This is a genomic window from Paenarthrobacter sp. NPDC057355, assembly GCF_042667405.1.
Lineage (GTDB): Bacteria > Actinomycetota > Actinomycetes > Actinomycetales > Micrococcaceae > Arthrobacter.
Genome location: NZ_JBHVAL010000001.1, coordinates 430140 through 455592, shown reverse-complemented (window position 1 = coordinate 455592; position 25453 = coordinate 430140). Strand labels below are relative to the sequence as shown.

The 25453-nt window shown below is 63.4% G+C and carries 24 protein-coding genes; 11 read left to right on the top strand and 13 right to left on the bottom strand.

What is annotated here, in order from left to right:
* The first annotated feature begins 3 nt into the window (after positions 1 to 3).
* Complete coding sequence (locus tag ACFUOZ_RS02095; RefSeq protein ID WP_377544224.1) at positions 4 to 693, top strand: IMPACT family protein; 690 nt, start codon at positions 4 to 6, stop codon at positions 691 to 693.
* A 110-nt stretch (positions 694 to 803) separates the two neighbouring features.
* Here ACFUOZ_RS02095 and rpsA read toward each other — a convergent pair whose 3' ends face one another.
* The 4 genes from rpsA to polA form a co-directional block, all read right to left on the bottom strand.
* The gene (rpsA, locus tag ACFUOZ_RS02090) at positions 804 to 2279 is read right to left on the bottom strand and encodes a 30S ribosomal protein S1 (protein ID WP_144658748.1); all 1476 of its coding nucleotides are present in this window, start codon (positions 2277 to 2279) and stop codon (positions 804 to 806) included.
* 184 nt (positions 2280 to 2463) lie between these two features.
* Positions 2464 to 3285 (bottom strand): polysaccharide deacetylase family protein, encoded by an 822-nt coding sequence (locus ACFUOZ_RS02085; protein ID WP_377544221.1) that lies wholly within the window; start codon positions 3283 to 3285, stop codon positions 2464 to 2466.
* A gap of 203 nt (positions 3286 to 3488) precedes the next feature.
* Positions 3489 to 4802, bottom strand: a complete 1314-nt coding sequence (locus ACFUOZ_RS02080; protein WP_377544219.1) for a GNAT family N-acetyltransferase — start codon at positions 4800 to 4802, stop codon at positions 3489 to 3491.
* 84 nt (positions 4803 to 4886) lie between these two features.
* On the bottom strand, positions 4887 to 7529 hold the full coding sequence (polA, locus tag ACFUOZ_RS02075) for a DNA polymerase I (protein ID WP_377544958.1): 2643 nt from the start codon (positions 7527 to 7529) through the stop codon (positions 4887 to 4889).
* Between the two features lie 160 nt (positions 7530 to 7689).
* Between polA and ACFUOZ_RS02070 the strand changes: the two genes are divergently transcribed.
* Positions 7690 to 8154 (top strand): hotdog fold thioesterase, encoded by a 465-nt coding sequence (locus ACFUOZ_RS02070; RefSeq protein ID WP_377544217.1) that lies wholly within the window; start codon positions 7690 to 7692, stop codon positions 8152 to 8154.
* A 16-nt stretch (positions 8155 to 8170) separates the two neighbouring features.
* Here the strand turns inward: ACFUOZ_RS02070 and ACFUOZ_RS02065 are convergent, their stop codons facing one another.
* The 6 genes from ACFUOZ_RS02065 to ACFUOZ_RS02040 all read right to left on the bottom strand — a co-directional run bounded on the left by ACFUOZ_RS02065 (position 8171) and on the right by ACFUOZ_RS02040 (position 12796).
* Positions 8171 to 8722, bottom strand: a complete 552-nt coding sequence (locus ACFUOZ_RS02065) for a dihydrofolate reductase family protein (protein ID WP_377544215.1) — start codon at positions 8720 to 8722, stop codon at positions 8171 to 8173.
* A gap of 13 nt (positions 8723 to 8735) precedes the next feature.
* A complete protein-coding gene (locus ACFUOZ_RS02060) occupies positions 8736 to 9620 on the bottom strand; it encodes a hypothetical protein (RefSeq protein ID WP_377544213.1) in 885 nt (294 codons plus the stop codon).
* The gene (locus tag ACFUOZ_RS02055; RefSeq protein ID WP_377544210.1) at positions 9617 to 10600 is read right to left on the bottom strand and encodes a hypothetical protein; all 984 of its coding nucleotides are present in this window, start codon (positions 10598 to 10600) and stop codon (positions 9617 to 9619) included. Before ACFUOZ_RS02055 ends, ACFUOZ_RS02060 begins: the two co-directional genes overlap by 4 nt.
* 96 nt (positions 10601 to 10696) lie before the next feature.
* On the bottom strand, positions 10697 to 10918 hold the full coding sequence (locus ACFUOZ_RS02050; RefSeq protein WP_377544208.1) for a hypothetical protein: 222 nt from the start codon (positions 10916 to 10918) through the stop codon (positions 10697 to 10699).
* Positions 10915 to 12120 carry an anion permease gene (locus ACFUOZ_RS02045; RefSeq protein WP_377544205.1) on the bottom strand — a complete coding sequence of 402 codons (1206 nt, stop codon included), beginning with the start codon at positions 12118 to 12120 and terminating at the stop codon, positions 10915 to 10917. The genes ACFUOZ_RS02050 and ACFUOZ_RS02045 overlap by 4 nt, the downstream gene beginning before the upstream one ends.
* A 178-nt stretch (positions 12121 to 12298) precedes the next feature.
* Positions 12299 to 12796, bottom strand: coding sequence for an HAD domain-containing protein (locus ACFUOZ_RS02040; protein ID WP_377544202.1), 498 nt, complete (start codon positions 12794 to 12796; stop codon positions 12299 to 12301).
* Between the two features lie 134 nt (positions 12797 to 12930).
* Here ACFUOZ_RS02040 and kynA point away from each other — a divergent pair, with 134 nt between their 5' ends.
* Genes kynA through ACFUOZ_RS02025 form a run of 3 tightly spaced genes read left to right on the top strand, consistent with a single transcriptional unit; the run spans position 12931 to position 15953 of the window.
* Positions 12931 to 13800 (top strand): tryptophan 2,3-dioxygenase, encoded by an 870-nt coding sequence (gene kynA / locus ACFUOZ_RS02035; protein WP_377544199.1) that lies wholly within the window; start codon positions 12931 to 12933, stop codon positions 13798 to 13800.
* A gap of 31 nt (positions 13801 to 13831) precedes the next feature.
* Positions 13832 to 15070 carry a kynureninase gene (locus ACFUOZ_RS02030; protein WP_377544956.1) on the top strand — a complete coding sequence of 413 codons (1239 nt, stop codon included), beginning with the start codon at positions 13832 to 13834 and terminating at the stop codon, positions 15068 to 15070.
* A gap of 7 nt (positions 15071 to 15077) precedes the next feature.
* Complete coding sequence (locus ACFUOZ_RS02025; RefSeq protein WP_377544196.1) at positions 15078 to 15953, top strand: PaaX family transcriptional regulator C-terminal domain-containing protein; 876 nt, start codon at positions 15078 to 15080, stop codon at positions 15951 to 15953.
* A 13-nt stretch (positions 15954 to 15966) separates the two neighbouring features.
* Here ACFUOZ_RS02025 and ACFUOZ_RS02020 read toward each other — a convergent pair whose 3' ends face one another.
* On the bottom strand, positions 15967 to 16689 hold the full coding sequence (locus ACFUOZ_RS02020; RefSeq protein ID WP_377544194.1) for a GntR family transcriptional regulator: 723 nt from the start codon (positions 16687 to 16689) through the stop codon (positions 15967 to 15969).
* Between the two features lie 112 nt (positions 16690 to 16801).
* Here ACFUOZ_RS02020 and ACFUOZ_RS02015 point away from each other — a divergent pair, with 112 nt between their 5' ends.
* The 5 genes from ACFUOZ_RS02015 to ACFUOZ_RS01995 all read left to right on the top strand — a co-directional run bounded on the left by ACFUOZ_RS02015 (position 16802) and on the right by ACFUOZ_RS01995 (position 21444).
* The gene (locus ACFUOZ_RS02015) at positions 16802 to 17722 is read left to right on the top strand and encodes an N-acetylglucosamine kinase (RefSeq protein WP_377544191.1); all 921 of its coding nucleotides are present in this window, start codon (positions 16802 to 16804) and stop codon (positions 17720 to 17722) included.
* A gap of 74 nt (positions 17723 to 17796) precedes the next feature.
* Complete coding sequence (locus ACFUOZ_RS02010; RefSeq protein ID WP_377544189.1) at positions 17797 to 18891, top strand: outer membrane lipoprotein carrier protein LolA; 1095 nt, start codon at positions 17797 to 17799, stop codon at positions 18889 to 18891.
* Positions 18892 to 18921: 30 nt separating this feature from the next.
* A complete protein-coding gene (locus ACFUOZ_RS02005) occupies positions 18922 to 19947 on the top strand; it encodes an ATP-binding cassette domain-containing protein (protein ID WP_377544186.1) in 1026 nt (341 codons plus the stop codon).
* Positions 19937 to 20803 carry an ABC transporter permease gene (locus tag ACFUOZ_RS02000; RefSeq protein WP_377544183.1) on the top strand — a complete coding sequence of 289 codons (867 nt, stop codon included), beginning with the start codon at positions 19937 to 19939 and terminating at the stop codon, positions 20801 to 20803. Before ACFUOZ_RS02005 ends, ACFUOZ_RS02000 begins: the two co-directional genes overlap by 11 nt.
* 20 nt (positions 20804 to 20823) lie before the next feature.
* Positions 20824 to 21444 carry an L-threonylcarbamoyladenylate synthase gene (locus ACFUOZ_RS01995; protein WP_144658731.1) on the top strand — a complete coding sequence of 207 codons (621 nt, stop codon included), beginning with the start codon at positions 20824 to 20826 and terminating at the stop codon, positions 21442 to 21444.
* Positions 21445 to 21468: 24 nt separating this feature from the next.
* On the opposite strand, the gene ligD is transcribed toward ACFUOZ_RS01995, so the two are convergent.
* The gene (ligD, locus tag ACFUOZ_RS01990) at positions 21469 to 22494 is read right to left on the bottom strand and encodes a non-homologous end-joining DNA ligase (protein ID WP_377544179.1); all 1026 of its coding nucleotides are present in this window, start codon (positions 22492 to 22494) and stop codon (positions 21469 to 21471) included.
* Between the two features lie 109 nt (positions 22495 to 22603).
* On the opposite strand from ligD, the gene ACFUOZ_RS01985 reads away from it, so the two are divergent.
* Positions 22604 to 23269, top strand: coding sequence for an alpha/beta family hydrolase (locus tag ACFUOZ_RS01985; protein WP_377544176.1), 666 nt, complete (start codon positions 22604 to 22606; stop codon positions 23267 to 23269).
* Positions 23270 to 23288: 19 nt separating this feature from the next.
* Here ACFUOZ_RS01985 and ACFUOZ_RS01980 read toward each other — a convergent pair whose 3' ends face one another.
* Positions 23289 to 25391 (bottom strand): elongation factor G-like protein EF-G2, encoded by a 2103-nt coding sequence (locus ACFUOZ_RS01980; protein ID WP_377544174.1) that lies wholly within the window; start codon positions 25389 to 25391, stop codon positions 23289 to 23291.
* Positions 25392 to 25453 lie beyond the last annotated feature (62 nt).

The following is a 25453-nucleotide window of genomic DNA, read 5'->3' as shown; positions in this document are numbered from 1 at the left end:
GCGGTGGAAATTGAGGACGAAAGCCGGGCCACCAGATACACCACACTCGCCTCAGGACCCGATTTCCGGCATGAGCTGGAGATACGCCGATCGCGTTTCATCACTGTCCTGCGCCGGTCGGGCGATGAGCACACCGCGCGGGATCTCGTGGCGGGGCTTAGGCGTGAGTTCCATGACGCGCGGCATCACTGCTCTGCATTCGTGATCGGCCCGGATCGGATGATTCAACGATCCAACGACGACGGTGAACCGTCGGGCACAGCGGGTATACCCATGCTTGAAGCACTTATCAAACGTGAATCATCGCCTGGGGTGACCGACCTCAGCGACGTCGCCGTCGTCGTCGTCCGCTATTTCGGCGGGATTCTCCTGGGAGCAGGTGGCCTGGTTCGGGCCTACTCTGAATCCGTCTCTGCGGCGCTGGACCTTGCCACCCTGGTTGAGCGCCGGCGGCTGCGTTTGTGCGCCATTGAGGTTTCCCACGCGGATGCAGGCCGTCTGGACAACGAACTCCGCAATGCTGGCTACGTTATGGCAGAGACGCGGTACGAGGCCCGGCATGCCGTCCTCCGGATAGCGGTTGCAGACGAACCGCAGGTTATCGCGGAGGCCCACGCGCGGGTGGCGGCACTGACGGCGGGCAGCTCAATCATGAGGCCTGAAGCTACCGAATGGATTGATGTTCCTGCTTGAACCATTGGCCCAGGGGCTAAAGCGCACCAAGGCTTAAAGCACAAAGGACCCCCGCCCGAAGGCAGGGGTCCTTTGTTGGCTATTCAGCACATCCCGTGAGGGAGGCGGAATTAGTTGCCGGTCAGCTTCTCGCGCAGTGCGGCGAGGGCTTCGTCGGATGCCAGGGTGCCGGCGTTCGACTCAGCTGCAGCCGGCTCCGAGGAGTAGCTGGTAGCGCCGGAGTCGCTCTCACCGGACGTTGCAGCTGCAGCGTCGTCAGCTGCGTGCTGGGCAACCTGCTTCTTGTGGGCTTCCCAGCGGGTCTGGGCGTCAGCGTACTGCTGCTCCCAAGCGGCACGCTGTGCTTCGTAGCCTTCGAGCCATTCGTTCGACTCGGGGTCGAAGCCCTCGGGGTACTTGTAGTTGCCCTCTTCGTCGTACTCAGCGGCCATGCCGTACAGAGCGGGGTCGAACTCGGTGCTGTCAGCGTCAACGCCCTCGTTCGCCTGCTTGAGGGAGAGGGAGATGCGGCGACGCTCGAGGTCGATGTCGATGACCTTGACGAACAGTTCGTCGCCGACGGAGACAACCTGCTCGGCGAGCTCAACGTGGCGAACAGCCAGCTCGGAGATGTGCACGAGGCCTTCGATGCCGTCTTCGACGCGAACGAACGCACCGAACGGAACCAGCTTGGTGACCTTACCCGGAACAACCTGGCCGAGGGCGTGGGTGCGGGCGAAGGTCTGCCACGGGTCTTCCTGCGTAGCCTTGAGCGACAGGGAGACACGCTCGCGGTCCAGATCCACTTCGAGGACCTCGACGGTGACTTCCTGGCCAACCTCGACAACCTCGGACGGGTGGTCGATGTGCTTCCAGGAGAGCTCGGAAACGTGGACGAGGCCGTCTACGCCGCCAAGGTCCACGAATGCACCGAAGTTGACGATGGAGGAAACAACGCCGGGACGGACCTGGCCCTTTTCCAGCTTGTTGAGGAACGTGGAGCGGACCTCGGACTGTGTCTGCTCGAGCCATGCACGGCGGGACAGAACAACGTTGTTGCGGTTCTTGTCGAGCTCGATGATCTTGGCTTCGATCTGCTGACCGATGTACGGAGCGAGGTCGCGGACGCGACGCATCTCGACGAGGGATGCGGGCAGGAAGCCGCGCAGGCCGATGTCCAGGATGAGGCCACCCTTGACAACCTCGATGACGGTACCGGTAACGACGCCGTCTTCTTCCTTGACCTTCTCGATGTCGCCCCAGGCACGCTCGTACTGAGCACGCTTCTTGGAGAGGATCAGACGGCCTTCTTTGTCTTCCTTGGTGAGAACCAGGGCTTCGACCTGGTCGCCAACAGCGACAACTTCGCCGGGGTCGACGTCGTGCTTGATGGAAAGCTCACGGGAAGGGATGACACCTTCGGTCTTGTAACCGATGTCGAGCAGAACTTCGTCGCGGTCGACCTTGACGACGGTACCTTCGACGAGGTCTCCGTCGTTGAAGTACTTGATGGTGGCGTCGACAGCTGCGAGGAAGTCCTCAGCGGTACCGATGTCGTTAATGGCGACTACGGGGGTACCGGGCTTCTCGGTGGAGGTGATGGTCATGTAGTAGGGGCTCCGTTGTGGATAGTTAGTCGGTCAGGCAAACCGCTGCCGTCCGGGTCCGAACGGCAGAACACGGCAAATAGCCGGGTCATCCTGATTTGTGGATTAGTACAAAATGGTTGCATGCACGTAGTACACGCCCGTTTATTCTAGTCGCAAGGGCAAAGCAGGGTCAAAAGCAGTGTTACGGCTCGAGCACGTCTCCCAGCCGCCCAAAGGAAATGCCCTTGTCCAACAGCCGTGGCAGGATGCGGGCATAGCCTTCAGCCGTCGCGCCTGCCGGCTTGTTGAAGTGTGAAATGACGATGTCCCCTGGCCCAACCCGCCCCACCTCATTGGCGACGGTAGCCGCAGGAAAGGTCGCACCGCCGTCGCCGTTGATGGTGAAGTTCACCGGCAGCATCCCGAGCCTGCGCGTCATCGCCGCCGTGACGTCGTCGTAAAAGGCAGTCCCGGGCCGGAAGAATCGAGGGGACTTCCCGAAAAGATCGTGCATGGATTGCTGGTTGCCGGATAGTTCGTCAAATGCCGCTGAGACATTGGCCGTTCCGGTAATTCCGTAAGCGGACTTGCCGTTCACGGACAGTGGAAGGTGGGAAGTCCCGTGGTTTGCAAGTTCGAACAAAGGATCGGCTGCCAACTCGGCCGAGAGTGCCGGATTGGCGCGGATCCAGCGGCTGTTGACGAAAAGCGTCGCTGGGACGTTGAGCCGGCGCAAGGTCCTCAGGAGTTCGTGATCGCAGTCCGAACCGCCCGGTCCGCCGCAGGCATCGAACGTCAGGGCGGCCTGTTTCGACGGAGCGTCGTTGACGACGCCAGTGACATGCAGGCCCCATTCCCTGGGTTGCCTGCCCGCGAACTCCGCGAGGACGGTGCCCTTATTGGGCAGCACCGGGGACTTCAGCGTCGGTTGCGCCCGTGCAGCAGCGGCCTGCTCGCTGGACTTGCCGGCAATGGACGGAGGCGGCGTGGCCGGTCCTGAGGGTCGCAGTTGTTCACGTGCCACATCCTGTTCCGGAGCGGCTGGGAGGGCGCCCGGTCCCCCGTCGGCGCACCCCGCCAAAACAGTCGTCGCCAGGCTTGCCATTCCAAGCAGCACAGATCTACGGCCGGCCAGTGGCCGCCGCTTGGAATCCCCCATGGATGTCCTTACCGACGTTGTGAATATGTGATTTTGATGTGAAGCGGTGGCGGCCGAAGCCGGCGCCGTTAGAAGTGTGTCAGACAGTGGGCCGGGCGTTCCACTGTGAACAATTGCTGCGCCCGGAAGGCAGAGCCCGGTGTGTGCTCGCTGAGACGGCCGGCGGCGGCCAGCGTCACGGGCGATACGGCACCCAGGTACATGGAAGCGAGATCGGCCGCGTCCATGCTGAGGTCGGGCGCGGTTCCGGTGGCGTCGTTGACGACGGCGGCAGCACCGCCGTCGGACTCCAGAACCCAGGTGCCCTCCGCCAGGCCCAACGGGTCCGTGACCTGCAGAACCAAATGGCCGGAGACAGGAAAGCTCCTGGCCTCCAGGGCTGCCCGGGTATCGAGGATCCTGAGCCACAGCATGTCGCGGACGTCAGAGGACTCGATGCATCGCGGGTCTTCAAGCGCCCACGCCAAAGGATCATCCACGGGTGCTTCGGCCCACGTCACCTGTTCGATGAGGTCGATGCTGCCCAGGAAACGCCACAAATCCAGGTAGGCCGCATTGCTTGCCGCTACGAGATCCACGATCTCCATGGTGAACGGCTTGTGATCCCACCCCTTGAACCGGTACGAGACATAACCGTCCACGGTTCCGGACGCGTCGTAGTGCAGTGCCGATCGAACTGAGGCGTCGGGTTTGCCGTCCTGGCCGATCGATCCGGAGGCAACCAGCCGGTAGTACTCCTGCCGGTCCACTGACCCGGGCGAAAGGTGGTGGACCCTTGCAAAGAGCTGCGGCGCCACGTCCAGGAGGACTGATGGGTCTGCGACTTCAACAGTTCCCGAGGGCTGGCCTTTGAACCGGAAACGCGGGCCGGTGTCCACCGTGATGCTGCGTTCAAAGGTGGCGACACCGAATCCGAACCGTCCATAGATGGAACCTTCGGAAGCGGTGAGTGCCGCCATGGCCAAGCCGTCGTCCTTGGCACCTTCCAGGTCTGCGGTGATCATCCCCCGCAGGATTCCATTGCGTCGGTGTGTGCCGCGGACCGTCACGGCCGTAATCAGGTTGGACTCAAGCGTGCGCCCAAAGCCAACGTTCAGCGACTTGCGCATGGTGGCGTACGTTGCCACGGGAACGTCGGCGGGAAGGGAATGCCCAGGCACTTCCCCTGTGACGTAGACGCCGGTCAGTTCACGCTGGTCAGTTTGGTAAGCCGCCAACGTCTTGGCGAGGTATTCGTCGTCCCGGCGCTCCTGGTGGAAGCCGTGGGACACCGCCTGTACCCAGTTGGCGGATCGGCTGTACGCTGCGTCATTGCGATCGGCAACAACAGGGAATCTCTGGACGGAATATTTCTCGGTGTTGTGTTCCTTGGGATCAGCCACGCCTTCGAGCCTATCCAGACGTCCGGGGGCGCGCCACCTTTATGGCGGCGCGCCCCCGGACGATCAAGGAGTGTACGGCGGAGGCTAGTGTCCGGCCTCGTACCAGCTGGATCCGACGCCGATCTGGACGTCGAGTGGGACGGACAGGTCCGCTGCCGAACCCATCTGCTCGATGACCAGCTTCTCCACGGTCTCCCTCTCCCCCGGAGCCACTTCGAGCACAAGTTCGTCATGGACCTGCAGCAGCATGCGCGACTTGAGTCCCTGGCTGGCGAGCTCAGCGGATACGCCCAGCATTGCGCGCTTGATGAGGTCGGCGGCTGAGCCCTGGATGGGTGAGTTCAGGGCGATACGCTCTGCTGCTTCACGGGCCTGGCGGTTGGTGCTGGTCAGGTCCGGGAGGTAGCGCCGACGGCCTTCGATGGTGGCGGTGTAGCCATCAGTCCTTGCCTGGTCCACTACGCCCCTCAGGTAATCCCGGACGCCGCCGAAGCGGTCAAAGTAGTCCTTCATGAGGGTCCGGGCCTCATCCACGGAGATCTCCAGCTGCTTGGAGAGCCCGAAGGACGTGAGGCCATAGGCCAGGCCGTAGGACATCGCCTTGACCTTGGAGCGCATGGCGCTGGTGACCTCCGCAGGCTCGACATTGAAGATCCGCGATCCCACGAACCGGTGCAGGTCTTCCCCGTCCCGGTACGCCTGGATCAGGGCTTCGTCCCCGGAAAGGTGCGCCATGATGCGCATTTCGATCTGGGAATAGTCAGCGGACAACAAGCACTCATAGCCCTCGCTGACCACGAAGATCCCCCGAACACGCCGGCCTTCTTCACTGCGGACGGGGATGTTTTGCAGGTTGGGGTTGTTCGACGAGATTCGGCCGGTGGCGGCGATGTTCTGCGCGTAGGTGGTGTGGATCCGTCCGTCGTCGGCGACCGACTTTTTCAGGGTCTCCACCATTTGTGCCAGCTTCGAAGACTCCCGGTGTGCCATGAGCTGGACTAGGAATTCGTGCCCGGTCTTTTCCAAAAGCGCCTTGAGTGAGGCGGCATCGGTGGTGTAGCCGGACTTGATCTTCTTGGTCTTGGGCAGTCCCAGTTCCTCGAACAGGACAGTCTGCAGCTGTTTGGGCGACCCCAGATTCACTTCATGGCCGATGGCCGCGAAGGCCTGCTCCTGGGCGGTTTCGATCACCTTCGTCAGATCAGCCAGCTGCTCATCCATGCGCTCCTGGGATACGAAGATGCCTGTCAGTTCCATCTGCGCCAGGACGCGCGCGACCGGAAGCTCCAGAGTGGTCAGGAGGGCATCGGCGTTGCGGTCCGCCAGCTCCTTTTCGAAGTGCTTGCTGAGAGCCTGCACGACGGCGGCATGCTGCACCAGCGCCGCGGCGGCCGCCTGGTCCGTTTCGCCGGACAGGTCCAGTTCCAGTTGTCCGGACTGGGCGACGGCTGGGCCGAGGGCGATCTTGAGGTGCACCTGTGCGAGTTCTGCGAGATCGTAGCTGCGGCGGTCGGGCTGGATCAGGTAGCCGGAGATCGACGTGTCATCCACAACGCCTTCGAGGCCAAGGCCGCGGTTGTGCAGCGCCTTGAGCGCCGACTTGAACTCGTGCAGGACCTTGGCTTCTTCGGGGTCGCGCAGCCAGCGGGCCAGTACGTCCTCAGCCGCGGCATCCAGGCCGGTCAGCTCAATGTAGGCCGCGCCGTTGGTGCGGACGACTGCCAGTGCACTGGCGTCATCGCCGATGCGGCCTGGGACAAGCTGGACGGCGACGGCGGACCGCACCCCGGAGCCGGCGGCGAAAAACGCCTCCAGTTCCTGGGCACCCGAGAGCGTTGCGAACTCCGGGGCGTCGATGGTGTCCGGCGCTGCCCCTGCCGTGTCATCCCCGTAAAGGTCGAACAGCCTCGTACGAAGGGTCCGGAATTCAAGCTCTTCAAAGAGTTCCTCGATGGCCTGGCGGTCAGGGCGCGGCTCATGGAGGTCTTCCAAAGTGATCGGAAGGTCCAGATCAGTTAGCAGCCGGTTCAGCCTGCGATTGCGCTTGACGTTTTCCAGGTTCTCTTTGAGTGCCCCGCCCACCTTGCCGCCGATGGAGTCAAGGTTTTCGAGGATGCCTTCAAGGCCCCCGTAGAGGTTGATCCATTTGGCGGCTGTCTTGGGTCCGACGCCGGGCACGCCGGGCAGGTTGTCCGCGGACTCTCCCACGAGCGCAGCGAGGTCCGAGTACAGGCCGGGCTTGACGAAGTACTTTTCCTCAATGGCGGCGGCGTCCATCTTGGGGATGTTGCTCACGCCCTGCTTCGGGTACAGGACAAAGACGTTGTCGTTGATCAGCTGGAAGGCATCGCGGTCGCCGGAGACCAGAAGAACCTCGAAACCGGCAGCGTCAGCCTGCGAAGCCAACGTCGCCAGGACGTCGTCAGCCTCGTACCCGGGCATGGCGATGGTCTTGATGCCCCAGGCCTCCATGACCCGGGCGATGAGGCCGATCTGGCCTGCGAACTCAGCGGGGGTGGCGTTGCGGCCGCCCTTGTACTCGCTGTACTCCGCCTTCCGGAACGTCGTGTCATCCGAGACGTCAAAGGCGACGGCGACGTGGGTCGGTTTCTGGTCCTTGATCAGATTGATCAGCATGGACGTAAAACCATGCACGGCGTTGGTGTGCTGGCCACGGGCCGTGGAGAAGTTCTCGGCAGGAAGGGCGTAGAAGGCCCGGAAAGCCATGGAGTGGCCGTCCAGGACCAGCAACCTGGGCCGGCCCTCCCCCGTGACGCTGCTGGAGGTCGTGGCAGTGGGGGCGGGTGCTGTAGCAATGGCAGCAGCCTGGGCCGTTGGAATCTGGTCCGGTTTGGTTGTTTCACTCACAGGTGCCAGCCTAGTTGGCATGATGGACAATTTCACGCCGAACAGCTTTGTGGACCAACTCAACGAGGCCGGAGTACCGGAAGAGTTCCACGATTGGCTTTCTGCACACGGAGTGGGGACGCTCGTGGTGAAAATGGGAATCCGTTTCACCGAGATGAGCGCAGAACGCATGGTGGCTACCATGCCGGTCGAGGGAAACACGCAGGTGGCGGGCATCCTCCACGGTGGGGCGCACGTTGTGCTGGCAGAGACCCTGGGGTCGTTCGCAGCGTCGTTGCACGCGGGAAGAGGACGCCACGCAGTGGGTATCGAAGTGGGGGCCACCCATCACCGTTCCGTGGCAACGGGCATTGTGACAGGCACCTGCACGGCAATCCACCTCGGCGGCACTTTGGCCAACCATGAGATTGTGATCACTGACGAGAAGGGCCGCAGGCTTTCAACCGCCCGGATCACCAACATGATCAGGGACAACCGCCACTAAAGTACGGCCCCGGCCGCTAATGCGGGCTCTGTGGCAAACGGTAGTGCAGCTCTGCCGCGGCCCCGCCAAGGATCCTCGACGAGACCAACTCAAGTGGCGCCGTCGGACCCTTGAGCGGCAGGAGCGGTTTCCCGGCGCCCAAGACGACCGGCACGACGGTGACGATGATTTCATCAAGCAAGCCAGCGTTGGCGAACTGTGCCACGAGGTCCCCGCCACCGAGCAACCAGACATTCCTGGCGCCGGCGTCCTTCAGCAGATCCTGGGCGAACTCCGTGACGTCGCCCCGGACGAAGGTGATGTCCGCACCGGCGGGTGCGGAGTACTCGTGATGCGTAAAGACCCAGCATGGGATATCCGGGTAGGGCCACGTGTCCGGTTGGTGGTCCAAGAGCCAACGGTAGGTGTCCCCACCCATGGCGATGCAGCCAACGCCGGCCATGAACGCCTCGATTCCCTCGTTCACGCCGTCGACACTTTCGAACTGCAGGAGCCAGCCAAGGTCGTCGTCCGGGGACGCGATGAAACCGTCGATGGTGGAAGCTACGTAGTACTGGAAGGACGACATGGCCCCAGACTAGTCAGTCCGAAGCGGGGTTCCCATACTCCACGCGGACACTGCCGTTATCCGGCAGCACAACGACACGGCCCCGCTCCAGCGACCATCCGTCGTTCAACAGGAAGATGCGTCCACCACTGACCACCAGCAGGCGCAGGCCGGTGTACCGGTATAACGGTGCCGCGTCGGTACCTGCCGCTTCTTCCTTCACGTTCGGCACCGTGACGGCCAACCGCTCTTTGCTGTACACGACGGCGGTGGGCAGGAGATGGGCACGTTCCTGATAGTCGATGGCAGCACCCCGGCCCAGCGCCTGTGCGTAATCGGACGTGCCCCAGAACAGAAGCAGCGTGACCAGGACAAACACCAACCAGCCTTCGATTCCCCGGCGACCCCCATACGCGCCCTGCACGCCGGACCCGGCCGTCCGGCGTCGAACGCTGAGGCCCCATGAGCCGACGACCAGCCCGGCCGCGATCAGAAATGGTGCATAAAGGGCTGTTTGCCCGGGGCGCACCGTCACTGCCATCCACATCACGGCCGCATAGGCGAACCCGAGAAGAAGAATCACAGTGGCGGACAGCTGCACGGGCTTCTTGTAGCGCGGAGATTCGAGGATCCGCGCCACACCCCGGTCGAGCATGAGCCAGAGCAGGCCAATGACCGCCAGCCAGGCCAGGGGCTGGAACAGGGACTGGATGCTCCTCAGAATGAAATCCTGGACCGTATAGCCGAAGAGGCTGACGTCCAGCCCCATTGCCTTGGCTTGAGCATCGGTGCGCGCCCAGCCGAAGTAGACCAGCAAGGCGGTGACCACAGTCAGCGGCGGTCCGACCACCGAGAGCACCTCAAGGGCCCGCTTCCAGCGGGTACTGCTGCCGTCGGTGGCTGCGGGGACGTCGCTCACGGTGATGCCGGGGATGAAGGCGCAACGGCCGACGGCGGTGGCTGGCTTGTGCTGGCCGGGTTCCCGCCAGTTGCGGTACCTGTTCCTGCCGTACTGGAAGAAACTACGGCGTCGTCGTAAAAGAAGGTGGCCGAACCGGCAATGTCCACCGTGTCCGTCACCGAGATCCGAACCGACGAACGGCCCTGCGCGGGCGGCATCCGCAAGTAGACCGTCCCGTAGTCCTCCCTGTCGCCAACGAACTCCACGTCTGCAGGCACACCGTCGAACAGGACATCACCGATGCGGACGTAGTAGCCGTCAAGCCGGACAATAGTGCCCCCTGTGGCGGGACCCGAAGCACGCGGTGTTCCTGGTACCGGCCTGAGCTGTTCGTCCACCACGGTCAGACCCAGCAACTGACGGGGGCATGCTTCACCCGGGCCGGGTTCCACCTTGGGAACGGCTTGGGGGTTGCTGCGGTATTGGGCCACCATCATGGCCGACATGGCGGCAACCCTGAACTCCAGGCACTGGCTCTCCGGAATCCGGGGCGTAGCAGAAACAGCATTGGAAGCATTTTCCCAATCCTCGGCCTTGCCGCTTTGCACAGCACGGCATACCGCAGCCCCTGCCAGCCATACAGCTTGGTCCCCGCTGCCCTCCACGCTTCGGGCCAAGGCATCGCACTGGAACTGCTGAAGGAGGAGGTAAAGCTGTCCGGAGGTGGGGTCGTTGGGCCCAATCGGACCAACAGGAATCCACCGAACCGCCGGCGCGTTTTCCTGCGGTGCTCCGGGGCCGGCAGGACCGGCCGGTTGTGCTGCCGTGGGAGCCACAATTGTGGAACTGTTCCGGCTTGGGGTGCCGGTGGTTTGCGCAGTGGAACCCTGCTGCGGGGATAGTCCCTCGGAGGAGGGCGGCAAACAGGCTGCAAGGGCCAGCATCAGGACCGGGACCAGCGCCAGTTCGATGATATGGGTTCGGGATTGGCACTTCATGACAGCCCCACATCTGCCGGAACGCGACTACGCAGTTATGAGCATAACTACACTGCTGATTATTCTCCCGAATGGACTTTGCTGCCAGAGAAACGGCTACTTTCCGAAGTACGGAACAATCAGGTAGATGCCGAAAAGGACGGCTGCACCGCAGAAGGCGAAGCATACATAGGCCAGGGAACGCATCAGAGTGGGCGACTTTTGCTGTGCGTCGCCAGCGATGGCTGTGAGTCGTACGCCCAAGGAGTACAGGACCACAAGTGTCACGGCTGCAAGGAGGGTGACTCCGGCGACCTGCAGCAATTCCAGCCATTTCATCGCTGCACGTCCTCGCTCTTGGTGGTCTTTCGAGACTTCTTTTTCTTCCGGAACCGCACGGCATGGCCGGCTTCCTCGACCTCGACCGCGTTGTGGTGGCCGACGTGGGACTTCCGCGAAACAACGAACATGAACAGTACCGCAGCCGTGCCAACCACTGCGGCGATGATGACGCCTACGACGCCGACGCTCACCAGAAGCGCGGTCAGCGCGCCGACAATGGCCGAGGCAGGGAGGGTGAACAGCCAGCCCAGGGCAATCTTGCCCGCGGTGCCCCAACGGACAGACGTTCCCTTGCGGCCGAGGCCGGAACCGATGACCGAGCCCGAGGCGACTTGTGTGGTGGAAAGGGCGAAGCCCAGGTGCGAAGAGGCGAGGATGGCTGATGCCGTGCTGGTCTCAGCGGAGAAGCCCTGCGCCGGCTTCACTTCGGTGAGTCCAGAACCCATGGTGCGGATGATGCGCCACCCGCCGGCGTAGGTGCCGATCGCTATGGCAAAGGCACATGCTGCGATGACCCAGAACTGCGGGCCGCTGCCAGGGGCCTGGGTACCGCCTGCAATGAGGACCAGGGTGATGATGCCCATGGTCTTCTGGGCGTCGTTGGTGCCGTGGGCAAGGGCCACCAGGCTCGAAGTGAAAATTTGTCCCGTGCGGAAGCCACCACGTTTTTGCGTGAGCTTGTCGCCGGTTTCGGGGTCGTGCCGCGAGGTCAGGGCGTAGGCGAGGCGGGTACAGATGTATGCCACCAGGCCAGCGATGAGGGGCGCAAAGATCGCCGGCAGGATGACCTTCTGCAGGACCGTCTCGAAGTTGATGGAGTGGAACCCGATGCCGACGACGGCGGCGCCAATGAGGCCTCCGAACAGGGCATGCGAGGAACTCGACGGCAGGCCCTTGAGCCAAGTGATCATGTTCCAGAGGACGGCGCCCATCAACCCGGCAAAGATAATGTCCGGCGTGATGTGGATTCCGTCGGAACCTTCCCTGATCAGTCCGCCGGAAATAGTCTTGGCCACCTCGGTCGAGAGGAAAGCGCCCACGAGGTTGAGGACCGCGGCCAAGGCGACGGCCGTTTTAGGCTTGATCGCCCCCGTAGCGATAGGCGTGGCCATCGCATTGGCTGTGTCGTGAAAGCCGTTGGTGAAGTCAAAGAATAGGGCCAACGCTATTACCAGCGCGACCATGAAGGTGATATCCACCTGTTGCCCAATCTGCAGAGTCGACGTTCAGCAGTTCCACTTCCCCGTACCTGCCATCCACAGCATAGTTCAGCAAGTGTTCAACTGACCCTGCTTGCGGGATTCACTCTGGCGGGCTTGAAACCTTAAGAATCCTACGTGCCATACCCCGAGGGGCCAAACGAATGCGGTCCGGAATTCACCCCAGATAGCTGCGCACCGCCGCAAGTTCGGCGCGGCCCAACCCCTTACGGGGATCCGGTGAGATGCACAGCACACGGTCCTGCTGGTACTCCGCCCACGATCGCGCATCGGACTCCTGGCTGAGCTGGTCGTCGACCCACGCGAAGCGGAGGCTCCCGCTGGTCGCCAAATCCTTCTGCAGAGCCACGAGCTTCCACCATTCCGGCCCCTCGTCCCATCCTTGGCTGGACAATACGGGCCAGTCCTGGCCGTTCAGCCCGATGGCCGGGCACAGGAACTCCGGCGCGAGGCGCTCCCACGTGGTCAGCCAGACAAAGCGGGCTGCCGGATGTTCAGCGAGGGCATTGAGTTCGGCGACGGCCTCGGGGGCGAAGGCCACCTCCAGGATGCCGGCGTCGGCGATGCTCCATTCGCTGCCCCAGTCTGTGGTGCCCATCGGACTGAAGGGGTTCACCACGCCGTCGACGTCCAGGTAGATGGATACCGGCGTCACGGCAGCCTCCACGTCATCCTCATGTCCCCTTCCCCAACGGTTGAAGCCAGCCTACGGGAAGCCGGCGGCGTCGTGCTGGAAAGCACTGCAAATCAATACCTTGACGTTCGTCATGCAAGTGATATTCTCGATTCATGGAAAAGCCCGCAGTCCATTCCTCTCGCAACGTCCGGGATATCGAGGACACCGTTCGCACCGATTTCCGGCACGCCATGTCCTATGGCGGATACCTGGACCTTGACCGCCTGCTCAGTTCGCAGCACCCATTGAGCAAGCCGGAACACCACGACGAATTGCTCTTCATCATCCAGCACCAGACCAGTGAGCTCTGGCTCAAACTGGTCCTACATGAGTTGCTGGAGGCCCGGCGGCTTTTCGACGCCGACAACCTGGGCAAGGCGCTCAAATGCATCGCCCGCGTCAAAGCCATCCAACGCACCATGACCGAACAATGGTCTGTCCTGGGCACCCTGACACCCCGCGAGTATGCCCAGTTCCGCGGGTTCCTGGGCAGTTCTTCGGGCTTCCAGTCGTATCAGTACCGTGGAGTGGAATTTCTCCTGGGCAACAAGAACCGAGGGATGCTGCGTGTTTTCGAAAGCGAGCCCGAGGCCCACGCCTTGCTCAGCACCCTCCTGGAAGAGCCCACGCTGTACGACGCCTTCCTTGCCGTCCTGGCCCGTGCAGGCTACGACATTCCCGCCGACATCCTCGAGCGGGACACCAGTGAACCCTGGACCTTCCGTGAGGACCTGGTCCCCGTCTTCCAGAAGATCTACGAATCCGACGACACTCCGTGGGGGCTCTATGAGGCATGCGAGGACCTCGTGGACATCGAGGACAACTTCCAGGCCTGGCGCTTCCGGCACCTGAGGACCGTTCAACGCACCATCGGATTCAAAGTGGGCACGGGTGGGTCGTCCGGTGTGGACTTCCTCAAACGCGCCTTGGACCTGACCTTCTTCCCCGAGCTCTACGCCGTCCGCACCGAGATCGGCAACTAGCAGCCACCCCCACACTTCCGCAGGAGAAATGATGACCACCGAACAGCAGACCCAATGGCCGACGTCGGCAGAACTGGACGCCGCGGATCCTCTCGCCGCCCAGCGTGAAGCCTTTTACGCGCCCGACGCCGAGCAGCTCACCTCGTACCTGGACGGCAACTCCCTGGGCAGGCCGCTCAAGGTGACGTCCGCCAGCCTCGCCTCATTCGTTCATGACGCCTGGGGCAGCCGCCTCATCCGTGGTTGGGACGAAAAGTGGATGGATGAGCCCACACTGGTGGGCGACCGCATCGGTGAGGTGACGCTCGGAGCCGCGCCGGGGCAGGTCACGGTGGGCGACTCGACGTCCGTAATGTTGTACAAAATGATCCGCGCGGCTGTGGACGCCCAGCCCGGCCGTGACGAGATCATCATCGATCGCGACAACTTCCCCACAGACCGCTTCATCATCGAAGGCATCGCCAACGAACGCGGCGCCACGATCAAGTGGATAGCAGCAAACCCCACCAGCGGCGTCCGCGCCGCGGACCTGGACGGCCTGCTGGGCGAGCGGACCGCCGTCGTGGTCCTCAGCCACGTTGCCTATCGCTCGGGGTTCCTTGCAGACGCCGAGGGAATCACGGCCAAGGTTCACGAGGCCGGCGCACTCATGCTGTGGGACCTGTGCCATTCCGTTGGGTCCGTACCTATGGAGCTGGACGCGTGGGGCGTCGACCTTGCCGTCGGCTGCACCTACAAGTACCTCAACGGGGGCCCGGGCTCCCCCGCCTTCGCATACGTCAACGCGTCTGTGCAGGATCGCCTGCAACAGCCCATCTGGGGCTGGATGGGGGCGGACAATCCTTTCGGGATGACAGACGCGTACCGCCCGGCCCAGGGCATCCGACGCTTCATCACGGGCACGCCGCCGGTCCTGGCCATGCAGCCACTGAAGGACATGGTGGAACTGATCGCCTCCGTGGGAATGGACGCCGTACGGGACAAGTCAATCAAGCTCACGGAGTACGCCATCGCACTCTCTGAAGAGCTCCTGGTGCCGCTCGGTGCTGAAATTGTCAGTCCACGTGATGCCTCCGAACGCGGCTCGCACATCACGGTTGACCACCCGCTCTTCGCCGATGTCACGGCAAGGCTCTGGGAGAAGGGCGTCATTCCCGATTTCCGGCCTCCGCATGGCTTGCGCATCGGCCTTTCACCGCTGAGCACCAGCTATGCCGAGGTGGAGCTGGGAGTCTCAGCCATCCGGGACGTCCTCACCGAACTCCTGTGAGCCTGAAGTGAGTGCCGTCCTCGATGACATGGACTCCCGGCCCGGGAGCACGCCGTCCTTGCTGCGAACAGTCATCGGGCTGTACTTGCGCGATGCTGGCGGCTGGATGTCCACCAAGGACATCGTGGCGCTGATCGATGCCCTGGGAACATCGGCAACCGTGACGCGGACAGCCTTGGGCCGGCTGCGGAAAAAGGACGTACTGAGCCAGGAGAACCGCGAAGGAACTCCGGGCTTCACCCTGACGCAAGGTGCTGCGGCCATGCTGGCCCGCGGTGACCGGCGGATCTACAACCCCAGGAGCATGTCCCCATCCGACCCCTGGTGTTTGATCTCTTTCTCCATCCCGGAGACGGAGCGGGAGAAACGACACCAGCTGCGGCGGAGGCTCCACTGGATCGGCTGCGGAACGGTCGCCGCCGGCTTGTGGATCTGCCCGGACTCCCTCCGGGTGGAAGTGGAAGAGATTCTTGCGGATCTCGAGCTGCGTGACATGGTGACGATCTTTGTCGCAGGGACACCGCTTGTGGGTGGGAGCCTGCAGGAAGCCGCGTCCGCATGGTGGGACCTGGACGCCGTCGCCGAACTCCACAAGGACTTCATCCGCGAGCATGCAGGCGCAGTCCCGGATGCCGGCCAGGAGGTGGAACCGGGGGCAGCCGCGTTCGCGGCCTACGTCCAATGCATCGACAGATGGCGCATCATCCCGTACCTCGATCCCGGGCTGCCCCCAACCTTTCTCCCTGAGGACTGGCCCGGTTCCGAAGGCGCCCGGCTGTTTGGGCGGATTGTTGCCGCCTACAAGGAGCCCAGTGCCGAGTTCGTCCGCCACACAGTCCAGGGCGTCCGCGTCACGACGGGCCCAGTCACGACGGGTCCATGAGAAGTGCGGGCCTTCAGGCGTCCGCCCTCACCCGTGAGACGAAGCGGAACCTGTCCCCACGGAAGGTGCTGTGGGTCCATTCAACCGGCACGCCGTCACTGTCCTTGGCCAGCCGATGCACCACCAGCAGCGGCGCCCCCATTTCAATGCCCAGCAGCTCAACGTCCCCTGGACCGGCCAAGGCCGTTTCGACAGTATCCTCCACCTCTGCGATGGATATCCTGTACACGTCCTTGAGCGCGGCATACAGGGAGCCGGACTTGGCCAGGTTGGCCTTGAACCGGGGAAGCTTGCCCGGAAGCCAGGCAACTTCATGGGCCAGCGGCGCTCCATCGATCAACCGGATACGTTCGAGCCGGGTCACGGTGTCTCCCTCACCCAACGCCAGGTGCGCGGCAACATCCTGGCTTGCTTTGACGACCTCCAGCCCCAGGAGCGTTGAGCCCGGGTTGAGGCCTTGAGTCCTCGCGTCATCGGAAAATGACGTCAATTGCCTGACGTGGGTCACTTTGGGAGGCGCCACGAACGTTCCGTGGCCCTGGATCCTGGCGAGCTTCCCCTCCGCCACGAGCTCGCTGATGGCCATGCGGACAGTAGTGCGCGACGTGGCATAGCTCTGCGCGAGGGCCCGCTCCGTGGGGATAAGGGTGCCTGGCCGGAGCCCCGCCATGAGGGCGAGAATTCCGGTCTTGACGACGTAGTATTTGGGCGTTGCACGCTTGATGTCGGCAGGCATAGGGACAACCTACCTGTAGACAAGGGGATTGGTCTATGCCAATGTTGCAGGGGGCCAATCTTGTACGTGGGCGCTGGCCCAAGCGAGCCGATCCGGGACGAAGGGACGTCACATGCAGCAGTCCGGTCATACTGGGGGCGCAGCAGCTGCTCCTGTCGTTCTGGGCCTCCATATCGGTGGATCCAAAACTCACGCCGTCCTTTCCGGGGTGGACAACGATGCCGGGCTGGAGATCACTGAAGCGCGCGCGAATTTGTCTTCCGTGGGGCACCAGGGAGCCGATGCGGTGCTGCGACGGATTGCCGCAAGCGTCGGAGGCGGTGTTGAAGCGGTATGTGCCGGGGCAGCCGGTGCCGACACCCCGGCGAGCCGTGCAGTTTTGTCGGCTCTGCTTGCAGAACACTTTCCCGGCGCCAGGATCGACGTCGTCCATGACACCCGAATTATCCTTGCCGCGGCGGGGCTTGAGGCAGGAGTGGTCCTGGTGGCGGGTACAGGCTCGGTTGCCTGGGGCAGGAACCGGGAAGGCCGCGAAGCCCGCAGCGGTGGTTATGGCTATCTGCTCGGCGATGAAGGCGGCGGCTACTCAGTGGTTCGTGACGCCGTCCGCGAGGCGCTGCGCGAGTATTATGCCGGCCTTGAACCGGGGCCGCTGGTCCAGTCTTTGATGGCAGCCGCAGCCAGCGTCGACGCATTGCAGCTCATGGACTTCTTCTATGCCAAGCCCGAGCCGGACCATTGGGCCGGATTGGCTCCGCTCGTCCTCGATATGGCCAACGACGGCGATCCGGCGGCCTTGCGGATCCAGGCCGAGGCAGCGCATTCCCTGGCGTCCCTGGCCCGGCAAGTGCTGGGCGAACTTGGCTTGGACCTCCCACTGGTGATGGCTGGGGCGCTACTGGTCAACCAGAGCCAGCTTGCTGCCGCAGTAGCCAGGAAAATGTCGTTGGAAGATCCCTCACTTATCCGGATCCTCTCCCAGTCCCCCGTTTTCGGGGCGGTCAAGCTGGCACGTCAACTGATCGGGCAGTGACGCACCACAGGTGATCCCCGCGGGCAACGGGAGTAGTCTGGATCCATGCCTTCGATCCGCGGCGGCGGGTAAAAATGTCCCGGGCCAGGCAGCGGTGGCTGCCGGCGCTGTTGATCTGCCTTGCCATGGGCATGGCGGTGTTGTTTGGTGCCGTGCAAGCTGGTGCCAGCAGTTCCCTTCCGCCGAAGACCGCGGACGAGGTCCTCGCGATGATCGCAAACACCCAGGTCCGGGCACTTGCCGGCACGGTGGAACAAAACGCAGAGCTGGGACTTCCAGACATTCCCGCTGCAGGCCCGGGCGTTACTCCCGGCGTTGCGTCTGCCCTGGAATTCCTGACGGGTTCGCACACTGCCCGCGTGTACCTCGATGCCCCCGCCAAAGCCCGCCTGCAGATCCTGGACCGGATGGCTGAGCGTGACCTCGTGGTGAACGGCCGCGATGCGTGGTTCTATAACTCCGCGGACAACAGTGCGACGCACCTGAGTGCGCCTTCGCCGTCGATGGGAAGGAACGAAGACTCAGCTCCATACACAGACATGCCAACACCCGGGTCCCTGGCCGCACGCTTCCTCGCAGCCATTGATGCCAGCACCGAGGTCAGCGTGGACAACTCCTCAACAGTCGCCGGCCGCAGCGCCTACCGCCTCCTGCTGAGCCCCCGCACTTCCGGTACCTTGGTGGATTCGGTGGCCATCGACGTCGATTCCGAAACAGGCATGCCGCTGGGCGTCGAGGTCAGGGCCAAAGGACAAGCTGAGCCTGCCTACTCCCTGGCCTTCACGCAGGTGGAGTTGCGCGCCCCGGATGCTGCGATCTTCGAGTTCACGCCTCCACCAGGGGCAACGGTCACTGAGAAGGCGGTTCCCGCAGCGCCGGCGAAGTCCACCCCGCTGCCCTCTCCACAGGCCACCCATGGGCAGTATGGGGCAGCTGCCAACGGCAAGGGTTGGGATGCCGTGGTCTCCCTTCCAGCGGGTACCGCTCCTGCCGGACTCATGGCCGACCCGCTCCTTTCCCAGGCACTCCAGCCGGTTCCCGGCGGCCACGCCGTGACGACGTCCTTGGTCAGCGTGCTGATTCTCGACGACGGCCGCGTCTTCGCGGGCATGGTCCCGTTGGAGCGGCTCCAGACGGCAGCCCTCCAGCCGGCGGCTCCCAACCAGTAAGGCGAACTGCCCAGTGACGGAAACTGCCCAGTGACAGAGGCTGCCGACGAGGAAATCCGCCCGGAGGCCGGGTCCGGGCTCGCAATTCAAACACGCGGCCTCGTGAAGCGCTTTGGGCACAGGGCTGCTGTTAACGGAATTGATCTTGCGGTACCCCGGGGAGCAGTCTTTGGTTTCCTCGGGCCGAACGGTTCGGGAAAGACCACCACCATCCGGGTGCTGTTGGGCCTTGCAACAGCCAACAGCGGAACCATCAGTGTCCTGGGGAGGCCGGTGCCTCAGTCTTTGGCTTCCGTGTTGCCCGACGTGGGCGCCTTGGTGGAGGGCCCAGGCTTCTATCCATTCCTGACTGGCGCGGGAAACCTCATCCGCCTGGACTCAGCGGACCGCCATGCGCCGGGTTCAACCAGAAGGCAGCGGGTCCATGACGCCCTGGATCGAGTGGGCCTGGGCCACGCTGCCGGCAAGAAGGTCCGCGCCTACTCCTTGGGCATGAAGCAGCGCCTCGGCTTGGCCAACGCGCTCCTGCGGCCCCGTGAACTCCTGGTCCTTGACGAGCCCACCAACGGTTTGGACCCCCAGGGCACCCGGGAAGTCCGGAGTCTGGTTCGTTCCCTCGCTGCCGGGGGAACCACGGTTTTCGTTTCCAGCCATCTCCTGGCCGAGGTCGAACAGATGTGCACCCATGCCGGCATCATGAGCGCCGGACGACTCGTGGCGCAGGGCCCGCTGGAGGAACTGCGCTCCGCCGGTGAGCCGCGGGTCTTCCTGCAAACGCCCGACGTCGGCAAGGCCTTGGGTGTTTTGTCGCGCCTGGGCCTGGTCACCGCAGACAGGAATGAGCAAGGCGGTTCGTTGGAGACCCGACCGCTGCGGGAGCGGACACACGATGGTTGGACGGTGGCGGGCACGGGGCTCAACGGCGTGGCCCCAGAAGCAATCGTTGCCGCCCTGGTGGCTGAGGGCGTCCGTGTCCGTGGCTTCACAGTTGAGAACCCAAGCCTGGAAGAACGCTTTGTCTCCTTGACCGGAGAGGGGTTCGACGTTGCCGGCTGAAACTGTTGCTGCCTCACCAGCCCGCACTGCCCACCGTGGGGCCGGGTGGGCGCTGCTCGCTTCGGAACTGTCGGTGCTCTTCCGCAGGCTCCGTACGTGGGCCATGTTGATCGCGTTGGCGGCAGTGCCGGTGTTGATCGCGGTGGCGGTGAAGTTGTCGTCCCGGCCCGCAACACCGGGCCGGGGTCCGCTTTTCCTGGACCGCATCACCCAGAACGGGCTATTCGTGGCGGTCACCGCACTGGTGGTCTGCGTGCCCCTGTTCCTGCCGCTGACCATAGGGGTGGTGGCCGGAGATACGATCGCGGGGGAAGCGAACCTTGGTACGTTGAGGTACCTGCTGTTGGCCCCGGCTGGCCGAATCCGGCTTCTCTTGGTCAAATATGCCGGTGCCGTCGCTTTCTGTTGCGCCGCGACAGTGACGGTGGCAGCGTCCGGCGCCCTGGCCGGCGTCGTACTTTTTCCCGTGGGGCCCGTGACGCTCCTGTCGGGAGACACCATCAGCGTGGGCGAATCAGCCGTGAGATCCTTGCTGATCGCTGCTTACATCACTGTGTCCCTCTTGGGACTTTCGGCAATCGGGCTGTTGATTTCCACGTTTACGGATGTGCCGGTCGGCGCCATGGCGGCAACCATCGTCCTGTCTGTCGTCTCCCAAGTGCTGGATAACCTTCCGCAACTGGATTGGCTGCACCCGTGGCTGTTCAGCCACCACTGGTTGGGATTCGCCGACCTGCTCAGGCAACCGATCGACTGGACGTCGTTCGCCGACAACGCGCTGCTGCAGTGTGGCTACGTGGTGGTCTGCGGCGCACTCGCTTACGCGAAATTCTCCAACAAGGACGTCTTGTCCTAGTGATGTCGTAGGCTCTTTCCATGGCCAGATTCTTTGATGTGCATCCGGAGGACCCCCAACCACGTGCCATCGGCCAGGTGGTTAACATGCTGCGGGACGGAGGCTTGATCGCCTACCCCACGGACTCCTGCTACGCCTTGGGCGCGCAAATCGGGAACAGGGAAGCGCTGGACCGCATCCGGACCATCCGCCACCTGGACGACAAACACCATTTCACGCTTGTCTGCAAGGACTTCGCCCAGATGGGCCAGTTCGTCATGTTGGACAATGACATCTTCAGGAGCATCAAAGCGGTCACACCGGGCAGCTACACATTCATCCTTCCAGCCACGCGTGAGGTGCCCAAGCGGCTGCTGCACCCCAAAAAGAAAACCGTGGGGGTCCGTATCCCGGACCACCGGGTGGTGCAGGCCCTCCTGGCAGAGCTGGGCGAGCCCTTGCTGTCCAGCACCCTCCTGCTCCCGGATGAGGAAGAGCCGCTGACGCAGGGTTGGGAAATCAAGGAGCGCCTGGACAACCAAGTGGACGCGGTCATTGATGCCGGAGACACGGGCTCAGAACCCACGACGGTCGTCGATTTCTCCAGTGGGGTCGCCGAAGTAGTTCGTCGCGGGACAGGCGACCCGTCCCGCTTCGAATAGGAACGATCTTCCGGCCCTGAGGGCCTACTCCTCAGGCTTGCGGGCCCGGCTAGGCTGAACGCGCATGGGCTCGCCGGGCATCTTGGGGAACTCCGGCGGGAACGGCATCTCGCCTTGGCCATTCTCGACGTCACGGTCCCACCATGCCAGCAGGACATCTATGTCCCCGGGATGCTCATGCATGGTGGCCCAGGGATCCCCGAGCTTTTTCAAACGGTCAGGGACCGTGGTGACGGTGTACTTGCCCGGATCGGCGTTTTCCAGCTCTTCCCAGGACAACGGGCACGACACTTGTGCTGTGGGCACGGCCCTCGGGCTGTATGCCCCGGCGATGGTCCGGTCCCTGTTGGCTTGGTTGAAATCGACGAAGATCCTGGTGCCCCGTTCCTCTTTCCACCATGCGGTGGTGACCTTGTCCGGCATGCGGCGCTCAAGTTCGCGCCCTGCAGCGATCACGGCGTGCCGGACGTCGAGGAACTCGTGCTTGGGATTGATGGGGGCGTAGACGTGCAGCCCCCGGTTGCCGGAAGTCTTGATGAACGCGGTCAGTCCGGCCTCGGCCAGAACGGAACGAAGCTCCAGTGCAGCAGGGATGGCGTCGTCGAAGTCCGTTCCAGGCTGGGGATCGAGGTCGATCCGCAGTTGGTCGGGATTGTCTGGATCGTTGGCCCGGGAGGCCCAGGGGTGGAACACCACTGTATTCATCTGTGCGGCCCACACCGCAGCTGCCGGTTCGTCAATGACCAGCTGTGGGTGGGCCCGCGCACTGGGGTAGGTCACCGTGACGGCACGGACGTAGTCGGGCGCTCCCTTGGGTGGGTTCTTGGAGAAGAACATGTCGCCGTCGATGTTTCCCGAATACCTCTGGAGGCTGACGGGACGGTTTCCGTTGGCTGCGACAAATGCCTCGCCGACATCGATCAGGTAGTTGGCGAGATCAAGCTTGGTCAGTCCCGCCTCCGGCCACATCACCCTGCTGGGGCTGGAAATCCGGACCTCACGCGGACCGTCGGGACCGGGCACGCTTACAGTGGTTGCTTCACTCGCCATGGCCACAAGCTACCCCGGATCGGTCCCGTCCGTCAGCATCCACGGCCAAATACCAGGGGTGTTTCACCGCGGTACCTGTGTCGCCGTCCCTGTGCGCAATGATGGATACATGCCCGCTCACGAAGAATCGCTGTCCATCGCTGTCGGCGACACCACGGTTTCTGCCCTGTTCCTCCGGCCCGAAAACCCGTGGGCCACGCTGGTTGTGGCCCACGGTGCGGGAGCCGGCATGGAACATCCGTTCCTGCAGGGTTTTGCTTCAGCCATGGCCGATGAAGGCGTGGCTACGCTTCGCTTCAACTTTCCCTACCGTGAAGCAGGGCGCCGTTTCCCGGATCGCCCACCGCTTGCCATCGCGACATGGCAGGCAGCGATCGAGGCAGCGGCCGGGCTGTCGGACGGCGGGCCGCTGTGGGCTGCAGGTAAATCCTTCGGTGGCCGTATGGCGTCCATGGCGGTGGCTGAGGGCATGCCGGTGCAGGGACTGGTCTATCTTGGCTATCCGCTCCATGCCCCTGGCAAACCGGAGAAGCTCCGTGATGAGCACCTGTATGGAGTCACCGTCCCGATGCTGTTTCTGCAGGGCACCCGCGATACCTTCGCCACCCCGGGGATCCTGGAGGAAGTGGTGGCCCGGATTGGTCCGACGGCGACGCTTCGCTGGTGTGAAGGCGGCGACCATTCTTTCGCCGTCAAGGGCTTGAAGCGCAGCGCGGCGGACGTGGGCGCGTCCCTGGCACCCGAGGTGGCCGCTTTCCTGAAGGCCGGAGCCTGAGATTACCCGATGGCTAAGGCTATTTCGGAAGGGGCTCGTGACGAAGGTACGACCTTCGGAAATGTCCAGTACCGGCCGTAAGGGCACGCAGTTCGACGGCGTAGCGGAGCAGCTCCTGGTCCGGCACCTCAGCGAGGATCTCCGTACCATCGCCGTCGGCAGCGTTCGTGCCGTTCACCCTTCCCCTCCGTCCGGAGAGATCGCTCATGACTGCGCCCACGTATTCGTCCGGAACGGTGATCACCACCGATGACACCGGTTCCAGGAGCTGGATTTTCGCGGCAGCTGCGGCCTCCCGCAGCGCCAGCGCACCGGCTGCCTGGAATGCGGCATCAGAGGAATCCACGCTGTGGGTCTTGCCTCCGACCAGCGTGACTTTGATGTCGACCACGGGGAAGCCTTCCGAGACGCCTTTGAGCATTTGCGCCCTGACTCCCTTTTCGACGGATGCGACAAACGTTGCCGGGATGGCACCCCCTACGATCCTGTCCGTGAACTCGAAGCCTTCGCCCCGCGCCAGCGGCTCCACCTCAATGTCGCAGACAGCGAATTGGCCGTGGCCCCCTGATTGCTTGACGTGGCGCCCGTGGCCTGCCGCCTTGCCGGCGAAGGTTTCACGCAGAGGAGTGATGATGTCCACCGTCCGCAACTTGACGCCCTGGTTCCGCAAACGGTCCAGGATCACCTCGGCATGTGCCTCCCCCATGCACCACAGGATGAGCTGATGGGTGTCCGGGTTGCGCTCGAGCCTGAGCGTTGGATCCGCAGCTGCCACCTTCCCGATGCTCTTGGCCAACGCGTCTTCATCACTGCGTGAGACACCCTCGACGGCGATCGGCATCAACGGTTCGGGCATGTTCCACGTTTCGATCAGGAGCGGGGCTTCGCGGTCTGAGACAGTGTCGCCTGTCTCGGCGCTTGCCAGCTTGCTGATGGCACAGATGTCGCCGGCGATGCAGTGCGGGACTGCTTTGAGGCTGGAACCCACGGGCGAGTAGAGGTGCGTAACGCGTTCATCAGCGTCGTGGTCTTCGTGACCCCGGTCGGCCAGTCCCCGGCCGCCGATGTGGATGGATGAATCTTCCCGCAGGGTTCCCGAGAAGACCCGGACCAAGCACACCCGGCCAAGGAAAGGATCCACGGTGGTCCGCACGACTTCGCCGGCCAGGCGCCCGGAGGGATCACAATCCAGGCGCTGCAGTGTCGAACCATCAAGGGTCATGGCTGCTGGCGGGATCCGTTCAAGGGGCGAGGGCAGGGCATCGGTCAGCAAGGACATCAACTCCGGCAGGCCCAGGCCCGTCTCGGCAGATGTTGGCATGACCGGGAAGAAGCTGCCACGCGCCACGGCCTTTTCGAGGTCCGTAACGAGATCGGCCAGGGGCAGTTCTTCGCCGCCGAGGTACCTGTCCATCAGGGTTTCATCTTCACTTTCGGCGATGATCCCCTCCAACAGCGGCTCCCTAGCCGCTTCAACGTCGGAATCCGGGACGAGGCCGTCCGGAGCGCCGTGGAGCACGCCGATGAGTCCGGCGTTTCCCTGCGCGGGCAAATACAGTGGAAGCACCGATGCTCCGAAGGCTTGCCGGCAACGCTCGACGGCGGCGCTGAAGTCTGCGCGGGGATGGTCCAGTTTGCTGAGAACCACCGCACGGGGAAGTCGGATCTTTTCGCACTCGCCCCAGAGGGCGACAGTGGCGCCGTCGATTCCTTCCACTGCGGAGACAAGAAAAAGGGCCGCGTCGGCGGCCCTCAATCCAGCCCTCAATTCGCCGGTGAAATCGGTGTAGCCCGGGGTGTCGATCAAATTGACCTTGGTGTCGCCAACAAGGATGGGTGCCACGGACAGTGTGACCGACCTCTGTTGATGGACGGCGGAGGGATCGGAATCACTGACTGTGGTTCCCTCGCTGATGGATCCCATTCTGCTGATGGCTCCGGTTGCGGCGAGCAGTGCTTCCACCAGCATCGATTTGCCGGATCCTGAATGCCCCACCAAAGCGACATTGCGTATCCTCGCAGGGTCTTGGGCCATCAAGGCCGCGCCGGACTCGCCGCGTCTTGCCTCGCTGGCCGTGGTGCCGGACCCTTTTGCCGCTTCGTGCGTGCCCTTGGCAGACATGGGCGCCTCCTGGTGTCTCCCGGCCTGGAGTCCGAACGCTCGCGGTATCGAACCCGAAAATC